Annotated in this window: 15 protein-coding genes and 1 pseudogene; 11 read left to right on the plus strand and 5 right to left on the minus strand. The window is 75.0% G+C overall.

All coding sequences use genetic code 11. The features are described from left to right. Positions 1–150: pseudogene (locus ACIOFR_RS38580) on the plus strand (pirin family protein); the annotation flags it as partial. A 525-nt stretch (positions 151–675) separates the two neighbouring features. On the opposite strand, the gene ACIOFR_RS38585 reads toward ACIOFR_RS38580, so the two are convergent. Next, positions 676–1824, minus strand: a complete 1149-nt coding sequence (locus ACIOFR_RS38585) for a UDP-N-acetylglucosamine--N-acetylmuramyl-(pentapeptide) pyrophosphoryl-undecaprenol N-acetylglucosamine transferase (protein ID WP_401004942.1) — start codon at positions 1822–1824, stop codon at positions 676–678. Between the two features lie 492 nt (positions 1825–2316). On the opposite strand from ACIOFR_RS38585, the gene ACIOFR_RS38590 reads away from it, so the two are divergent. Next, positions 2317–3549 carry an FAD-dependent monooxygenase gene (locus ACIOFR_RS38590; protein ID WP_401004944.1) on the plus strand — a complete coding sequence of 411 codons (1233 nt, stop codon included), beginning with the start codon at positions 2317–2319 and terminating at the stop codon, positions 3547–3549. A gap of 345 nt (positions 3550–3894) precedes the next feature. Beyond that, a complete protein-coding gene (locus ACIOFR_RS38595; RefSeq protein ID WP_401004946.1) occupies positions 3895–4257 on the plus strand; it encodes a hypothetical protein in 363 nt (120 codons plus the stop codon). Positions 4258–4272: 15 nt separating this feature from the next. On the opposite strand, the gene ACIOFR_RS38600 is transcribed toward ACIOFR_RS38595, so the two are convergent. Together ACIOFR_RS38600 and ACIOFR_RS38605 are read right to left on the minus strand one after the other, a co-directional pair. Beyond that, positions 4273–4578: a hypothetical protein gene (locus ACIOFR_RS38600; protein WP_401004948.1), complete on the minus strand. Its 306-nt coding sequence runs from the start codon at positions 4576–4578 to the stop codon at positions 4273–4275. A gap of 126 nt (positions 4579–4704) precedes the next feature. After that, entirely contained in the window at positions 4705–5076 is a 372-nt protein-coding gene (locus ACIOFR_RS38605) for a carboxymuconolactone decarboxylase family protein (protein WP_401004950.1), read from the minus strand. A gap of 119 nt (positions 5077–5195) precedes the next feature. Here ACIOFR_RS38605 and ACIOFR_RS38610 point away from each other — a divergent pair, with 119 nt between their 5' ends. From ACIOFR_RS38610 to ACIOFR_RS38630, 5 genes are all read left to right on the plus strand, one after another. Beyond that, on the plus strand, positions 5196–6113 hold the full coding sequence (locus ACIOFR_RS38610; protein WP_401004952.1) for a LysR family transcriptional regulator: 918 nt from the start codon (positions 5196–5198) through the stop codon (positions 6111–6113). 205 nt (positions 6114–6318) lie between these two features. Continuing rightward, positions 6319–6675, plus strand: coding sequence for a VOC family protein (locus ACIOFR_RS38615; RefSeq protein ID WP_401004954.1), 357 nt, complete (start codon positions 6319–6321; stop codon positions 6673–6675). 129 nt (positions 6676–6804) lie between these two features. Beyond that, positions 6805–9210, plus strand: a complete 2406-nt coding sequence (locus ACIOFR_RS38620; RefSeq protein ID WP_401004956.1) for an ATP-binding cassette domain-containing protein — start codon at positions 6805–6807, stop codon at positions 9208–9210. A gap of 161 nt (positions 9211–9371) precedes the next feature. After that, complete coding sequence (locus ACIOFR_RS38625; RefSeq protein ID WP_401004992.1) at positions 9372–9746, plus strand: helix-turn-helix transcriptional regulator; 375 nt, start codon at positions 9372–9374, stop codon at positions 9744–9746. Between the two features lie 10 nt (positions 9747–9756). Beyond that, entirely contained in the window at positions 9757–10173 is a 417-nt protein-coding gene (locus ACIOFR_RS38630) for a VOC family protein (RefSeq protein ID WP_401004958.1), read from the plus strand. Positions 10174–10296: 123 nt separating this feature from the next. Here the strand turns inward: ACIOFR_RS38630 and ACIOFR_RS38635 are convergent, their stop codons facing one another. Both ACIOFR_RS38635 and ACIOFR_RS38640 read right to left on the minus strand, forming a co-directional pair. Then, entirely contained in the window at positions 10297–10935 is a 639-nt protein-coding gene (locus tag ACIOFR_RS38635; RefSeq protein ID WP_401004960.1) for an NAD(P)-dependent oxidoreductase, read from the minus strand. 77 nt (positions 10936–11012) lie between these two features. Next, complete coding sequence (locus ACIOFR_RS38640) at positions 11013–11933, minus strand: EamA family transporter (protein ID WP_401004962.1); 921 nt, start codon at positions 11931–11933, stop codon at positions 11013–11015. Positions 11934–11978: 45 nt separating this feature from the next. On the opposite strand from ACIOFR_RS38640, the gene ACIOFR_RS38645 reads away from it, so the two are divergent. From ACIOFR_RS38645 to ACIOFR_RS38655, 3 genes are all read left to right on the plus strand, one after another. Next, positions 11979–12476: a MarR family winged helix-turn-helix transcriptional regulator gene (locus tag ACIOFR_RS38645; protein ID WP_401004964.1), complete on the plus strand. Its 498-nt coding sequence runs from the start codon at positions 11979–11981 to the stop codon at positions 12474–12476. A gap of 186 nt (positions 12477–12662) precedes the next feature. Beyond that, a complete protein-coding gene (locus tag ACIOFR_RS38650) occupies positions 12663–13970 on the plus strand; it encodes a diacylglycerol/lipid kinase family protein (protein WP_401004966.1) in 1308 nt (435 codons plus the stop codon). 100 nt (positions 13971–14070) lie between these two features. Beyond that, positions 14071–14985: an arginase family protein gene (locus ACIOFR_RS38655; protein WP_401004968.1), complete on the plus strand. Its 915-nt coding sequence runs from the start codon at positions 14071–14073 to the stop codon at positions 14983–14985. The last annotated feature ends 93 nt before the right edge of the window (positions 14986–15078 follow it).

A 15078-nucleotide genomic window follows, 5' to 3' on the forward strand; every position in this document is an offset into this window, starting at 1 on the left:
ATCGGCCGCACCCACGACGAAATCGCCCAGGCCCGCGACGCCTGGACGACCGGCCACCGCTTCGGCGACGTCCACGGCTACGACGGCCACCGACTGAGCGCCCCGGAGCTCCCGCCGCTCCCCCTCAAACCGCGCGGACGGGTGCGCTGACCTGCGGTGATGACAGCGTCAAGGTGAGCACGAAAGGTCGCAGGAACGGTCGACGGGAAGACGTCGGGAGGCGGTCCCGCCGACCGTCCTGCGACCCTGCCGGCCTGCCCGGAACGCGCGGGAAACACGTGAGCGAGGAAATCCGGGCACGGATCGCGGCGACCGTCTTCCGGAGGGGATCGCGCGAGGGTGAGCACCCGGCGGTGCCCACGTCCAGGTGTGGCTGCCCACGGCCGAGTCGGTACGGTCCTGCCTCGACACGGCCGACCTCCACCGGGCGCCGACCGCACACCGGGCGCCGACCCCGCGCACCCGGCGGCCCGAACGGCTCGACCAGATCCCCGGCGGGACCGAGCCGGTGGTCACGCCTCGTGGCGGCCACGGCGCGCAGCACGTGTACTTCCCTGCCACCGTGGAGCAGGTCCGCCGTACCCTGAGCGCCGTCGGCGCGGCCGGAGCTGACGGCACACCACGCGGCCCCGGTCCCGGCCCTCTCAGCGGGGCCGGGACCGGGGCCACTCCGGTTCAGTGGTCCGCAGCTGCCGCGAGCACCACGTCGACCAGGCGCTCCGCCGCGTCCGGGCGGCCGTGCTCCCGGGAACGCGCCGCCATCGCCTCGCGCCGCACCGGGTCCGCCAGCAACGCAGTCAGCGCCTCCCACAAGCCGTCCGCCGTGACGTCGCCGAGGAGGGCGACCGCCGCGCCGGCCTGCTGAAGGTAGGAGGCGTTGTGAGCCTGCTCGTTGCCAGCCGACGACGCGAGCGGAATGAACACCGCCGCCTTGCCGAGCGCGGTCAGCTCCGCGAGCGTGCCCGCACCGCTGCGGCTGACCACCACGTCCGCCAGCGCCAGGACATCCGGCAGTTCCGCACCCATGTAGCCGGTCAGCAGATAGCGGCCCGCCAGGTGCGGCGGCAGTGAATCGGCCTGCCGACGCAAGCCCGCTTCGTTCGCCGGACCGCACTGGTGGATGACGTTGGCATGTTCCAGCAGCCACGGCAGGACCGCCGACACCAGCGTGTTGATCTGTACCGATCCCTGCGCCCCACCGGTGACGTACACCGTCGGCAAGGCCCGCTCGAACCCGTACAGGCCCAGGGCGGCAACAGCCTTGTCGGCCTGCCCGGTCAGCACCGCCGGCCGTACCGGATTGCCCGTCACCACTGCGGTGCTCCGCACGGACTCCGGCAGCAGCGGCAGCGTGGACTCCGAGGAGACTGCGACTCGGGTCGCCGCCCGCGCGAGGACCTTGTTCGCCAGGCCGAGCCGCACCGTCTGCTCGTGCACCACCAGCGGTACCCCGCACGAGCGCGCCGCCAGCCCCACCGGCACCGCCACGTACCCGCCCGTCGCCAGCACCACGTCCGGCGCGAACTCGGCGATCAGCGAGCGGGCCTGCGCGGCTCCCAGGGGCACCCGGCCCATGTCGCGGACGTTCGCGGGAGAGATCATCTTCAGCGGGTTCGAGGAACGCCGGACCTTGCCCGTGGCGACGGGAGCGAACCTGATGCCCTCAGCGGGCGCGACCCGGGCCTCCAGGCCCTCCGCGGTGCCCACCCACAGCACCTCCACCGTCCGCCCCTGAGCGGCCAGGCGCGCCTGCAGCGTCCGTACCGCCGTCAACGCCGGGTAGGTGTGCCCGCCCGTGCCGCCGCCCGTCACCACCAGCCGCATCGGTACACCCTGACCCATGAGCCCCACGCTCGTCTCCAATCGGTCATCGAGTCGTTCGACCCGGTTGACGATCCCTCACCCTACGATGGAATCGATGCTGTCCGTTCCGTCCCGGTTCCTGGGCGTACCGCCCCGTCGGGTTCGGAACGCCGTCCGCGGACGCCTGTTGCTCGACCAGGGGATCCTGCGGGCTGGCTGCCACCCGGGGAGCCGACGGCCGGCTCCCCGCTCCGTCCGTGCCGGCCTCGTTGACGTGCGGTCGACCGCGTGCCGGTGCCTGACGATGTTCCGCAGCTGCATCCCGTCCGGGCACACGGTCGGCCCGAGACCCGCACGGCGGGCGGAACCGGACGTTCACCGACGATCGAGGGGCGGGATTCGGCCGCCCCCGCCGGTTCGGGCCGGGCCGGCGCCGTGGCGGCGCTATGGTCGCCTGAAACGTCGTCGCCGGCAGCCGCCGGGGGCCCGGAAGCGGAGCCGGAGGGGGCCGAGTTGGCGCGGATCATGGTCATCGGCGGCGGCATCGCCGGCACGGCGGTCGCACTGGGCCTGCACAAGGCGGGCTTCGGCGTCACCGTCCACGAGGCGCACCCGGACAGCGGCGCGGACACCGGCGCGTTCCTCACCCTGGCCAGCAACGGGATGCGCGCGCTCGCCCAGCTCGACGCCGCCGCGCTGGTGGCCGGCCTGGGCTTCCCGCTCACGGCGATGAACGTCCTCGACGAGTCCGGGCACGAGCTCGCCGCTGTGCCGCTCGGGGAGCACGAGCACCCGCTCACCCGCTACCGCTGCCTGCGCCGAGCCGCGCTCGGCGCCGCCCTCCAGCGCGAGGTCCGGCGCCGCGGCATCCCGATCCGGCACGCGGCCCGGCTGGTCGGGGTCGCCGAGCGCTCCGAGGACGTCACGGTGACGTTCGCGGACGGCAGTTCGGCCACCGCCGACCTGGTGATCGGGGCCGACGGGCTGCACTCCGCCGTACGCGGCCGGCTCGACCCGGACGGCGCCGGGCCCGAGTACGCCGGTCAGCGGGTCTTCTACGGCTACACCGCCGACGCCGTGGTGCCGCCCGACAGCCCGTCGGACCGGATCACCATGGTCCGCGGCAGCGCCACCGCGTTCGGCTACGCCGTCTCCCCCGCCGGCGAGACGTACTGGTTCGCCCGGGTGCCAGGGCCGCCGGCGACCGCCGAGGAGCTCGCCGGCACCACCCCCGACGCGTGGCGCGAGCAGCTCCTGCCGCTGTTGCGGGCCGACCGGACGCCTGCCGCCGGTATCGTCGCCGCGACCGGCGAGCAGCTGATGGTCACCAACGCCCTGCACCTCGGCCCAGGGGGCCGCTGGCACGGTCCCCGGACCGTCCTGATCGGCGACGCGGCGCACGCCGCCTCCCCGGCCACCGGCCAGGGCGCCTCGATGGCGCTGGAGGATGCCGTGGTGCTCGCCAAGGCGCTGCGCGACGCCCGTTCACCGGCCGCCGCCCTCGAACGGTACGAGCTCCTGCGCCGGCCCCGGACGGAACGGAACATCGAGGTGAGCGGCCGGCTCACCGCCGCCCGGTCCGCCCCTCCGGTCGCAGCCGGCGCCGAACCCGGCGCGGCCGTCCCGCCGGCCCGGGACTCCCAGCGGCCCGAGCAGCGGGTGGACGAGGAACTCCTGCGGCTGCTCGACTGGCGCACGCCGCTCCCGTCGACCGGCCCCAACGCCCAGGCCGGGCCCCGGCCGTAGCCCGGCCGCGGCCCACGGGGGCGTCCCATCCAGCGGGATACCCACCGGTTGGGATACGCAAGGGCCGTCCGGCCCGCTACCGTCGTCCTCCAAGGGCAGCCACCGGAATTCGGCGACCCGACTCGAAGGCCGCGGCGCGCACCCCTTCCGGTACCGGAAGCGCTCCGGCCGACCCGGCAGGCAGGGCCTTGCACGGACCGACCCGCCCGGGGAAGGCCGGACCACCCGCTGCAGGTCCGGCCTTCACGACGCCGCCCCTCCTCACCTTCGTGGGGCGCTCCGCGTGCCGCCTCCCCCGGACGGAGCAGTGTGCGTGCCGTCGGGCCCCGCCCGGGGGTTGGGCCGGTGGTGAAGCCCGCCGACGGTGCCCCGCCGTCTCCCCCAGCCGACCCACGCGCCGCGTGGGCGTACCCGCCGCTGCCCGGCCCGGCGCGGACGGGACCACGACCGCAGCCGGGCCCGTGGCCCCGCCCGGACCGTCCCGGGGCGGCCGGCGCGCCGCCACCGGCCGCCCAGGACACCCTGGCGGGCCCGGACGCCGCCGGCCGGTGGGCCGACCTGGTCCGCGCCCTCGACGCCGCGCGGGTGCCGCTCGCCGTCGGGGACACCGACGCGCTGCGGCGGGCCGCCAAGATCGACCCCGAGCTGCTGGACACCCTGCTGCGCTGGATCCGGACCGCCAACGCCCCGCGCGACGGCGCGGTCTGACGCCTCCGGGCCGTGCTACCCGCCGTCCGCACCGGGAGCCCGCCCGTGGCCGTCCCGGACCACGTCCGCGGCCGCCGACAGGTGGCGGGCCGCGTCGTGGAAGGCGCCCCGCGAGGTGGCGCTGGTGAGCTGGTCGGCCAGGCCGCGGGCCAGCCGGTCGAGGGTTTCGAGGGCGGTGCCGACGGTCGCCAGCAGGTCCGCCTCGTCGGTGAGCCTGAACCGCTGGTCCCGGGAGCGGCAGACCGGGTCGGTGACCGTCCGACAGAGCAGCCGCTCGACCTCGTCCATCGCCGTGGCGATCGCATGACGCTCGGTGCCCATACCCGCTCCCTCCGCTCCACGGCGGCCACGAGGCCGACCCGCCGAACGTCCTACCCGCCGCCCGGGGGCGGGACCCACCGAGCCACCCGATCGGACGCGTGATCCGTGCCGGCACCGGCGCGAACGCTACGACGGGAGCGGGGCGGCCGCGCCGTGCGCCTCGTAAAGCTTCATCGCCTGGAGGCCGTGCGCGAGCGAGGCGCCGGCCCGGACGGCGGCGGCCACGAAGACGACCTCCGCGAGCTCCTGCTCGGTGACGCCGTACCGGCGGGCCTGGGCCGTGTGGACGTCGAGGCAGTAGGAGCACTGGGTGGTGAGCGCGACCGCGATCGCGAGCAGTTCCCGGGTCCGGCGCGGCAGCGCGCCGTCGCCGCGGTCGACGGCCTCCTGGAACGAGCGCCAGGCCGCGAACTCCGGTGCGGCGAGGGCACCGACGGCGCGGGCCCGGTTCAGGTCGGACGGATCGTGGTACGGGTGGCAGGGCGTGGCGTGCTGCACGGGATGACCTCCGCAGGAGTGGAACCGAGACGTGTGCGGGACCAAGCCCACCAGCCGCGGCCCGACCCGGTCCAAGACCGTTTCGATGGGGTCGAGAGCGTCCCGATATGGTGCCGGGCATGGACCACCGCCGCCTGCGCTACTTCGTCGCCGTCGCCGAGGAGCAACACTTCGGCCGGGCGGCGGCGCGGCTGCACATGTCCCAGCCGCCACTGAGCCAGCGGATCCGGGAGCTGGAGGACGAGCTCGGCTGCCGGCTGTTCGACCGCTCCCCGCGGGGCGTGCGGCTCACCGAGGCCGGGTCGGTGCTGCTGGTGGAGGCCAGACGGCTGCTGGAGTCCGCGGAGCTCGCCGGCCGGCGGGTGCGGGAGGCCGGTCGGCGGCGTGCGGTGGTGGTGGGCGCCGTCGCCGGGGCCGGGCTGGACTTCGGTCCGCGGACGGCCGCCGCCTTCCGGCGGACGCACCCGGACACCGAGGTGCGGATGCGGGAGAGCGGGATCGACGACCCGACGGCCGGTCTGCGGTCGGGGCTGGTCGACCTCGCGCTGACCCGGCTCCCGTTCGACACGGCGGGGCTCGGCGTCCGGGAGCTCGCCGCCGAGCCGCTGGTGGCCGTCCTCCCGGTGGACGACCCGCTGGCCCGGCGGGCCGCCACGACGGTGGACGAGCTGCGGGAGCGCCCGTGGATCCGGCTGCCCGAGGAGAGCGACCCCGCGTGGCGCCGGTACTGGTCGGGCGGCCGGCCCGCACCGGGCGGCGGGCCGGTGGTCCGTTCCGTCGCGGAGTGCCTGCACGCCGTGGTGTGGCAGGGCGCGGTCGGCATCCTGCCGGCCGGCGCGGCGCACCGGCACCGCGCCGAGGGCGTCGCCTTCGTACCGCTCACCGGTCACCCGCCGAGCCGGGTCGTGATCGCCTGGCCGTCGGAGCGGCCCGATCCGGTGGTCCTCGCCTTCGTCCGGGCGGCCGAGGCCGCGGTGGCCGGGGTGGCCGGGTCGGGGGCCGGGGTGGGAACCGCGGCCGGGGTCGACGGCGGGTAGCCGGGGGGGCGCCGCGGCGCGGGCCGACCTCCGAGCCTGCCGACCTGCCAGCCTGCCGACCTGCCGACCTGCCGACCGGACCGATCAGGAATCGAGAAGCGCGGATCCGCGAGCCGCGGCTAGCGTGGCGGACATGGAGAGCCCGGCCCGCGGGACCTCGTCCCGCCGGCCCGCGCGGACCGGATCCACGACTTGAGGAGTGACCATGACCGACGCTTCCAACCAGGGAATCAAGACCGTCCTGCACCCCGTCTCCGACCTCGCGGCGGCCAAGCAGGTGTACACCGCCCTGCTCGGCGTCCCGCCGCAGACCGACTCGTCCTACTACGTCGGCTACGAGGTCGCGGGGCAGCAGATCGGCCTGGTACCGGCCGGTGGACCGCAGAGCACGCCCGGCCCGGTGGCGTACTGGCACGTACCGGACATCGAGGCCAGGCTGGCCGCCGTGACCGCCGCCGGTGGCACCGTGAAGGAGGCCGCGCACGACGTGGGCGGCGGCCGGCTGGTGGCCACCTTCACCGACCCCGACGGCAACCTGCTCGGGCTGCTCCAGGACCGGTGAACGCGCGGACGGGCCCGCGGGGCGGAGCCGCCGGAACCACCCGGCGGACCGCCCGGAACTGATTGGATCGAACCGGGCACCGCCGACGGAGACCGCGAGGGCGGCTCCGCCCGACAGTATGGAGACACCATGAGCAAGGCCACGCGGACGGACTCGCAGGCGCCTGCGCCGCACGTCGCCGACAGCCACGACCTGATCCGCGTGCACGGCGCGCGCGTGAACAACCTCAAGGACGTCAGCGTCGAGATCCCCAAGCGGCGGCTGACGGTCCTGACGGGCGTCTCCGGCTCGGGCAAGAGCTCCCTGGTGTTCGGCACGATCGCCGCGGAGTCCCAGCGGCTCATCAACGAGACCTACAGCGCCTTCGTGCAGGGCTTCATGCCGACGCTGGCCCGGCCCGAGGTCGACGTGCTCGAAGGCCTGACCACCGCGATCATCGTCGACCAGCAGCGGATGGGGGCCGACCCCCGCTCCACGGTCGGCACCGCGACCGACGCCAACGCGATGCTGCGCATCCTCTTCAGCCGGCTCGGCAGGCCGCACATCGGCCCGCCCAGCGCGTACGCGTTCAACGTGCCGTCGGTCCGGGCGAGCGGCGCCATCACCGTCGAGCGCGGCGACCGCAGGACGGTGAAGGCGACCTTCAACCGCACCGGCGGCATGTGCCCCCGCTGCGAGGGCCGGGGCGCCGTCTCCGACATCGACCTGACCCAGCTCTACGACGACTCCAAGTCGCTGGCCGAGGGCGCCTTCACCATCCCCGGCTGGAAGTCGGACAGCTTCTGGACGGTCCGGGTCTACGCCGAGTCGGGCCTGCTGGACCCGGACAAGCCGATCCGCGACTACACCGAGCAGGAGATGCGCGACTTCCTGTACCGGGAGCCGACGAAGGTGAAGGTCGAGGGGGTGAACCTCACCTACGAGGGGCTGATCCCCAAGATCCAGAAGTCCTTCCTGGCCAAGGACAAGGAGGCGCTGCAGCCGCACATCCGGGCGTTCGTGGAGCGGGCGGTCACCTTCACCACCTGCCCCGAGTGCGCGGGCAGCCGGCTCAGCGAGGGAGCCAGGTCGTCGAAGATCAAGCGGATCAGCATCGCCGACGCCTGCGCGATGCAGATCACCGACCTGGCGGACTGGGCCCGCGGCCTCGACGAGCCGTCGGTGGCGCCGCTGCTCGCCACGCTGCGGCAGACCCTCGACTCGTTCGTGGAGATCGGCCTCGGGTACCTCTCGCTGAACCGGGCCTCGGGCACCCTGTCGGGCGGCGAGGCGCAACGGGTCAAGATGATCCGCCACCTCGGCTCCTCGCTCACCGACACCACCTACGTCTTCGACGAGCCGACCGCGGGCCTGCACCCGCACGACATCCAGCGGATGAACGACCTGCTGCTGCGGCTGCGGGACAAGGGCAACACGGTGCTCGTGGTGGAGCACAAGCCGGAGACGATCGCGATCGCCGACCACGTCATCGACCTCGGTCCCGGCGCCGGTACGGCCGGGGGCACGGTCTGCTTCGAGGGCACGGTCGAGGGGCTGCGCGGCGCCGGCACGATCACCGGCCGCCACTTCGACGACCGGGCTTCCCTCAAGGCGGCGGTGCGCAAGCCCACCGGCGCGCTGCGGATCCGCGGCGCGAGCACGCACAACCTGCGGGACGTCGACGTCGACGTGCCGCTCGGGGTGCTCACCGTCATCACCGGCGTCGCCGGCTCCGGGAAGAGCTCGCTGGTCCAGGGCTCACTGGTGAACGGCCCGGCGGGCGCCGGGGCGGGGGTGGTGTCGATCGACCAGGGGGCGATCCGCGGCTCGCGGCGGAGCAACCCGGCGACGTACACCGGGCTGCTCGATCCGGTCCGCAAGGCGTTCGCGAAGGCCAACGGAGTGAAGCCGGCGCTGTTCAGCGCCAACTCCGAGGGCGCCTGCCCGGGTTGCAACGGTGCGGGCGTCGTCTACACCGACCTGGCGATGATGGCCGGTGTGGCCACCGTCTGCGAGGAGTGCGAGGGCCGGCGGTTCCAGGCGGCGGTGCTGGAGTACCGCCTCGGCGGCCGTGACATCAGCGAGGTGCTGGCGATGTCGGTGGCGCAGGCCGGGGAGTTCTTCGGCGCCGGGGAGGCGCGTACGCCGGCCGCGCACGCCGTCCTCGGCCGGCTCGCCGACGTCGGGCTCGGATACCTCAGCCTGGGCCAGCCGCTCACCACGCTGTCGGGCGGCGAGCGCCAGCGGCTGAAGCTCGCCACGCACCTGGCCGAGAAGGGCGGCGTGTACGTCCTCGACGAGCCGACCACGGGCCTGCACCTCGCCGACGTCGAGCAACTGCTGGGCCTGCTCGACCGGTTGGTCGACTCCGGGAAGTCGGTCGTCGTGGTCGAGCACCACCAGGCGGTCATGGCACACGCCGACTGGATCGTCGACCTCGGTCCCGGCGCCGGCCACGACGGCGGCCGGATCGTCTTCGAGGGCACCCCCGCCGACCTGGTCGCCGCCCGCTCCACCCTCACCGGCGAGCACCTGGCGGCGTACGTCGGCGCCTGACCCCGGCTCGCCCGGGGGTTCCCGCGGTCAGGTGGCGGCCGTGGTGACCCGTGCCCCGCGCGCACGGGCCACCGCGGCCCCCGGTGCGGCTGTGGGACCATGGGCGGGTGAAACGGCCCGATCTCGACGACCTGGTACGGCTGCGGCGGGCCCGTGACCGGATGGACCGCGACTACGCGGAGCCGCTGGACGTCCCGGCGCTGGCACGCGACGCCCTGATGTCGGCCGGCCACTTCTCGCGCAGCTTCCGCGCCGCGTTCGGCGAGACGCCGTACAGCTACCTGATGACCCGCCGCATCGAGCGGGCCAAGGCCCTGTTGCGGCGGGGCGACCTGTCGGTGACCGAGGTGTGCTTCGCGGTCGGCTGCACCTCGCTCGGGTCGTTCAGCGCGCGCTTCACCGAGCTGGTCGGGGAGAACCCGAGCAGTTACCGGGCCCGGAGCCACGACGACGGCGCCGCCATCCCGGCCTGCATGGCGAAGATCCACACCAGGCCGGTCAGGAACGGAGAAGCAGGTCCGGCCTCCCGGCCGTAGCGTGGACCGCATGGACATCAGGCTCTCGCAGTGCTTCATCGCCGTCGACGACCACGACCGGGCGATCGCCTTCTACCGGGACGTGCTCGGCCTCGAAGTGCGCAACGACGTCGGGTTCGAGGGGATGCGCTGGGTGACCGTCGGACCGCCCTCGCAGCCCGACGTGAACATCGTGCTGGAGCCGCCGCTCGCCGACCCGAACGCCTCGGCGGCCGACCGGCAGGCCATGGCGGAGCTGATGGCCAAGGGCCTGCTGCGCGGTGTCATCTTCGCCACGGACGACTGCGACGCCACCTTCGAGCGGATCAGCGCCGCCGGCGCCGAGGTGCTCCAGGAGCCGATGGACCAGCCCTACGGCGTCCGCGACTGCGGGTTCCGCGACCCGGCCGGCAACCTCCTGCGCTTCACCCAGCCGCTCGGGAAGTGAGCCGGGTCCGGGCCGTGAGCCGGGTCCGGGTCCGGGCCGTGAGCCGGGTCCGGGTCCGGGCCGTGAGCCGGGTCCGGGTCCGGGCCGTGAGCCGGGTCCGGGCCGCCGCGGGGCACGGACCGGTCAGTACCCCACGGTGAAGCGGGTGCGGTGGTGGGCGGGGCGCTCGGCCTCGTCCAGCAGCGCGACCGCGAGGTCCTCCATCGAGATGGCCGAGTTGCCCTCGGCGTCGACGATCAGTTCGTCGGTGCCGAGCCGGTAGGCACCGGTGCGCACCCCCGGTTCGAGGACGGCCGCCGGGCTCAGGTAGGCCCAGTCGACGGTCCGCTCCGCGCGGCAGACGGCCAGCTGCTCGTTGCAGGCCAGCGCGATCGGCCGCCAGTCGGCGGGGAATCCGGGGCCGTCCAGCACGGTGAGCTGCGGGCTGCCGGGCAGCGTCAGGCTGCCGGCGCCACCGAGCAGCAGCAGCCGGGTGCCGGTGCGGGACAGGCCCGCGAGCAGGGCGCGGGCGGCCTCCGCGAGGTCGCCCTCCCGGCCGGGGGCCGGGCGGGTGGCGCTGATCAGCACGTCCTGCCCGGCGCTCAGTTCGGCGATGCTGTCGGGGCTCAGGGCGTCGCCGGTGCGGGGCCGGGCGGCCGGGTGGAGGTCCGGGAACCGGCCGGGGTCGCGGACGACGGCGGTCACCCGGTGGCCGCGTGCGACGGCCTCGGAGACGATCCGGCTGCCGGCGGCGCCCGCGGCGCCGAGGACGGTGATGCGCATGGTGGTCTGCTCCTGGTGGACGGGTCCGGAACCGCCGGGCGGGCGGGGCCGGTGGATGGGCGTGCGGGTGGGCGGGGTCAGCGGACCGGCGTACGGCGGGTGGCCGGGCCGCGCCGGTCGGGCACGGTGGCGGCCGGACGGCTGCGGGAGCCACCGGTCTGGGCGAGGACCACGGCCGTCAGCGCGAGCAGCCCGCCGAGGAGTTGGAGCCCGGAGAGGCCCTGGTCGAGCGCGATCCAGCCGAGGACGGCGGCCACCAGCGGGCTGAGCAGCCCGAGGAAGGTGACCTCGGTCGGGGAGAGCGCCTTGATGCCGCGGAACCACAGGGTGTACGCGAGTGCGGCGCCGACCGTGCTCAGGTAGCCGTAGCCCAGCAGGTTGCGGGCGGTGAGTTCGGCCGGCGGCGGCCCCTCGACGAACAGCGCGACCGGCAGCAACAGCAGCCCGCCGGCGACCAGTTGCCATCCGGTGGTGGCGAGCAGCGACGCCGGGGAGGTCCAGCGCTTGCTGAGGACGACGCCGGTCGCCATGACGACCGCGCCGCCGAGGGCGGCCGCCACTCCCAGGGCGTCCAGGCGGGCGTCGGCGCGCAGCACCAGCAGGGCGACCCCGGCGATGCCCGTCACCCCGGCGACCAGGACCGCCGGGGTGAGCCGCCGGCCGAGCAGGACGGCGGACAGGCCGGCCACCAGCAGGGGTTGGACGGATCCGACGGTGGCGGCGACGCCGCCGGGTAGCCGGTAGGCCGCGACGAACAGCAGCGCGAAGAAGACGCCGATGTTCAGCGCGCCGAGGACCAGGGACTTCCACCACCAGCTGCCGGTCGGCAGTTTCCGGGTGACCAGGAGCAGCAGCAGGCCGGCGGGCAGGGCGCGCAGCACCGCGGCCAGTAACGGCCTTCCGGGCGGGAGGAGTTCGGTGGTGACGAGGTAGGTGGAGCCCCAGACGGCAGGGGCGAGGGCGGTGAGCAGCAGGGTGGCCGATCGATTCCTTAGCACTAAGACAACATATCTCATCGCTAAGAGATCTACTAGACTGCACCCGTGACCGACCACGTGGACCGAGTACTGGCGCAGTGGGCCGAGCAGCGGCCCGATCTGGACGTCTCACCGATGGCGGTGATCGGCCGGCTCAAACGGCTCTGGTCGCTGATGGAACCGGCGATGAAACGCACCTTCGCCGCCCACGGCCTCGACGCGGCCTCCTTCGACGTGCTCGCCACGCTGCGGCGCAACGGCCCGTCCCGGCACCTCACCCCGGCCGAGCTGATGCGCTCCGCGATGGTCACCTCCGGCGCCGTCACCCAGCGCCTCGACCGGCTCCAGGAACGCGGCCTGGTGACCCGCACCCCGAGCCCCACCGACGGCCGGGTCGTCCAGGTCGCCCTCACCGAGGCCGGCCTCGCCCTGGTCGACCAGGCGCTGCCCGACCACCTGGCCACCGAACAGGCCCTGCTCGCCGGCCTCTCCCCCGAGGAACGCGACCGGCTCGCCGGGACCCTGCGCGCCCTGCTGGAGGCGCTGGGCGACGCCACCGCCTGAACGGGACGGGCGGAGCGCACCCGGCGGGCCGCTCCAACGGCCTCTCCCCGTACGGTCGCTGGCCGCACGGCCGGCGGCTCGGCCCCGCGCCCGCACCACCCGGGGCGTCCCGCGGCGGCGGGAAATCGCGCTACCGTCCCTCCCGAGTGATCGACGCGGAAGGTGGGGGCAGTGAGGGAGTCGGGGATGGTCGGGCCCAAGGAGGCGGCCGGCAGGGCGCGGCTGCTGGCCAGGGTCGCGCTCGGCTGCGCGTTCGTGGCGTTGCTCGTGGTGCTGGTGATGCTGGGCCTGCGCGGGGTGAGCCTGGTGCTCGCCACCCTGGCCGGGCTGGCCGGGGCCGCCGCCGGGGCCTGGTGGACGCTCGCCCACCGGGGGGTCCGCCGGCTGCTGGGCGCGGCGCTCGCGCTGGTCGCGCTGGGGTCGGTGCTGGCCTACTACGTCCGCAGCGGCCTGTGGGCGCCCGCCTCCGGCGCACTGGTGCTGTGGGGAGCGGCGCTGGTCTGCGCGGACGGGGCGCTGCGGCGGACCCGGCCGGTCTCCGAGATGCTGGCCCGGGTCAGCCCGCCGCCGGAGCGGGCCGTACTGATCATGAATCCGCGCTCCGGCGGGGGCAAGGTCGAGCGGTTCGACCTCAAGGCCAGGGCCGAGGCGCTGGGCGCGGAGGTCGTCCTGCTCGATCCCACCGTGACCTCGGACGTCGCCGCGATCGCCCGACGGGCCGTCGCCGGCGGCGCCGACCTGCTCGGCGTCGCGGGCGGCGACGGCACCCAGGCGCTGGTGGCCGAGGTGGCCGCCGAGCACGACCTGCCGTTCCTGGTGATCTCCGCCGGGACGCGCAACCACTTCGCGATGGATCTCGGGCTCGACCGCACGGACCCGGCCAGTTGCCTGGAGGCGCTGGTCCAGGGCGTGGAGATCCGGGTCGACCTGGGGATGGTCGCCGGCCGGGCCTTCGTCAACACCGTGTCCTTCGGCGCGTACGCCGAGATCGTGCAGAGCCCGGCCTACCGCGACGCCAAGGCCGGCACCGCCCTCGACGCGCTCCCCGAGCTGCTGGCCGGGCAGAGCGGCGCCCGGCTCGTCGTGGACGCGGACGACGTCCGGCTCACCGCGCCCCAGGCACTGCTGGTCAGCAACAACCCGTACGACACCCGTGACCGGCTCGCCGCCGGCCGGCGGCCGCGGCTGGACAGCGGGCGGCTCGGCGTCCTCGGGCTGCGGGTGGAGGGGGCGGTCCAGGCGGCGGCGGTGGCGCTGGGCGGTCAGTCGGCGGGCATCACCGAGCTCACCGCCACGGAGGTGGTGGTCATCTCCGACAGCCGGGAGATCCCGGTGGCCGTGGACGGCGAGTCGCTGGTGCTGCCGGTCCCGGTCCGCTGCACCGTACGGCCGGGCGCGCTGCGGGTACGCGTCCCGCGCGACCGGCCGGGCAGCGCGCCGTCCGGCGTGCTGCGCAACTGGCACCGGCTGACCCACCTGGCCCGCGGGCGCTGAGCCGGCCGCTCCCCGCGAGGAGCGGCGGGATGCGGCCTAGGATCGGCCGTGGAACCACTTCCACCCGCCCTCCCCGGCGGGCCCGAGAGGGGGCGGCCCCATGGTTCGAGAACTCGCCCTGCTGGGTGTCCCGTCCTGCGCCGGGACGCACGGACCCGGCCAGGAGAAGGCGCCGGACGCCGTCCGCGCCGCCGGCCTGCTGGAGTCGCTCGCCGCGGCCGGGATCACCGTCCGCGACCACGGGAACCTGCCCGTGGTGCCGTTCCGGACCGACCCGGACCACCGTGACCGGCAGAACCTCGACCGGGTCGTCGAGGTCGTCCGCTCGGTCGCGGACCGGGTCGGCACCCTGCTGGACGGCGGCGCGCTGCCCCTGGTGATCGGCGGCGACTGCACCATCACCCTCGGCGTGGTGAGCGCCTTCGTCGCCCGGTGGCCCGACACCGGACTGCTCTACTTCGACGGCGACCTGGACCTGTCGGTGCCCGAGACCACGCGTTCCGGCATCCTCGACACCATGGTGCTCTCCCACCTGTTCGGCGACGGCGCGCCCGAGCTGGCCGGGGCGGGGCCGCGGGTGCCACTGCTGCCCGCCGAGGGCGTGGTCGCGTTCGGCCACGACCCGGTCGAGCTCGACGACGCCGGCCGGGCCCGCTTCGCCCGGCACCGGCTGCGGGCCCACCCGTGCACCACGGTGACCGCGCCGGGCGCCGACCCGGTCGGTACGGCCCGTGCCGCCTGGCACTCGCTGGTCGCCGACCGCTCGCGCTTCGTCCTGCACTTCGACGTGGACGTGATCGACTCGGTCGACCTCCCGCTCGGCGACTTCCCGCACTTCAACGAGGGGCTCCCGCTGTCCGTGGCGCTCGACTGCCTCACCGAGTTCGCCTCCGCACCCCAGCTCGCCGGTGTGGTGGTCACCGAGATCAATCCGAACCGCGACCCCGACGGAAGCCTGGTCCGCACCCTGGTGGGCGGTCTGGTCCGTGCGCTCACCGGCGCTCCGCCGGCCTGAACCCGACCGCCCCGCAGCGGAGTTGCGGGAGCAGCCGCCCGGCCGCCCGCCGTTCGGCCGGACGTCACGGGCGGGACGCCCACGGTTGGTCTA

The sequence above is a fragment of the Kitasatospora sp. NPDC088346 genome, assembly GCF_044740765.1.
In the GTDB taxonomy this organism is placed as follows: Bacteria; Actinomycetota; Actinomycetes; order Streptomycetales; family Streptomycetaceae; genus Kitasatospora.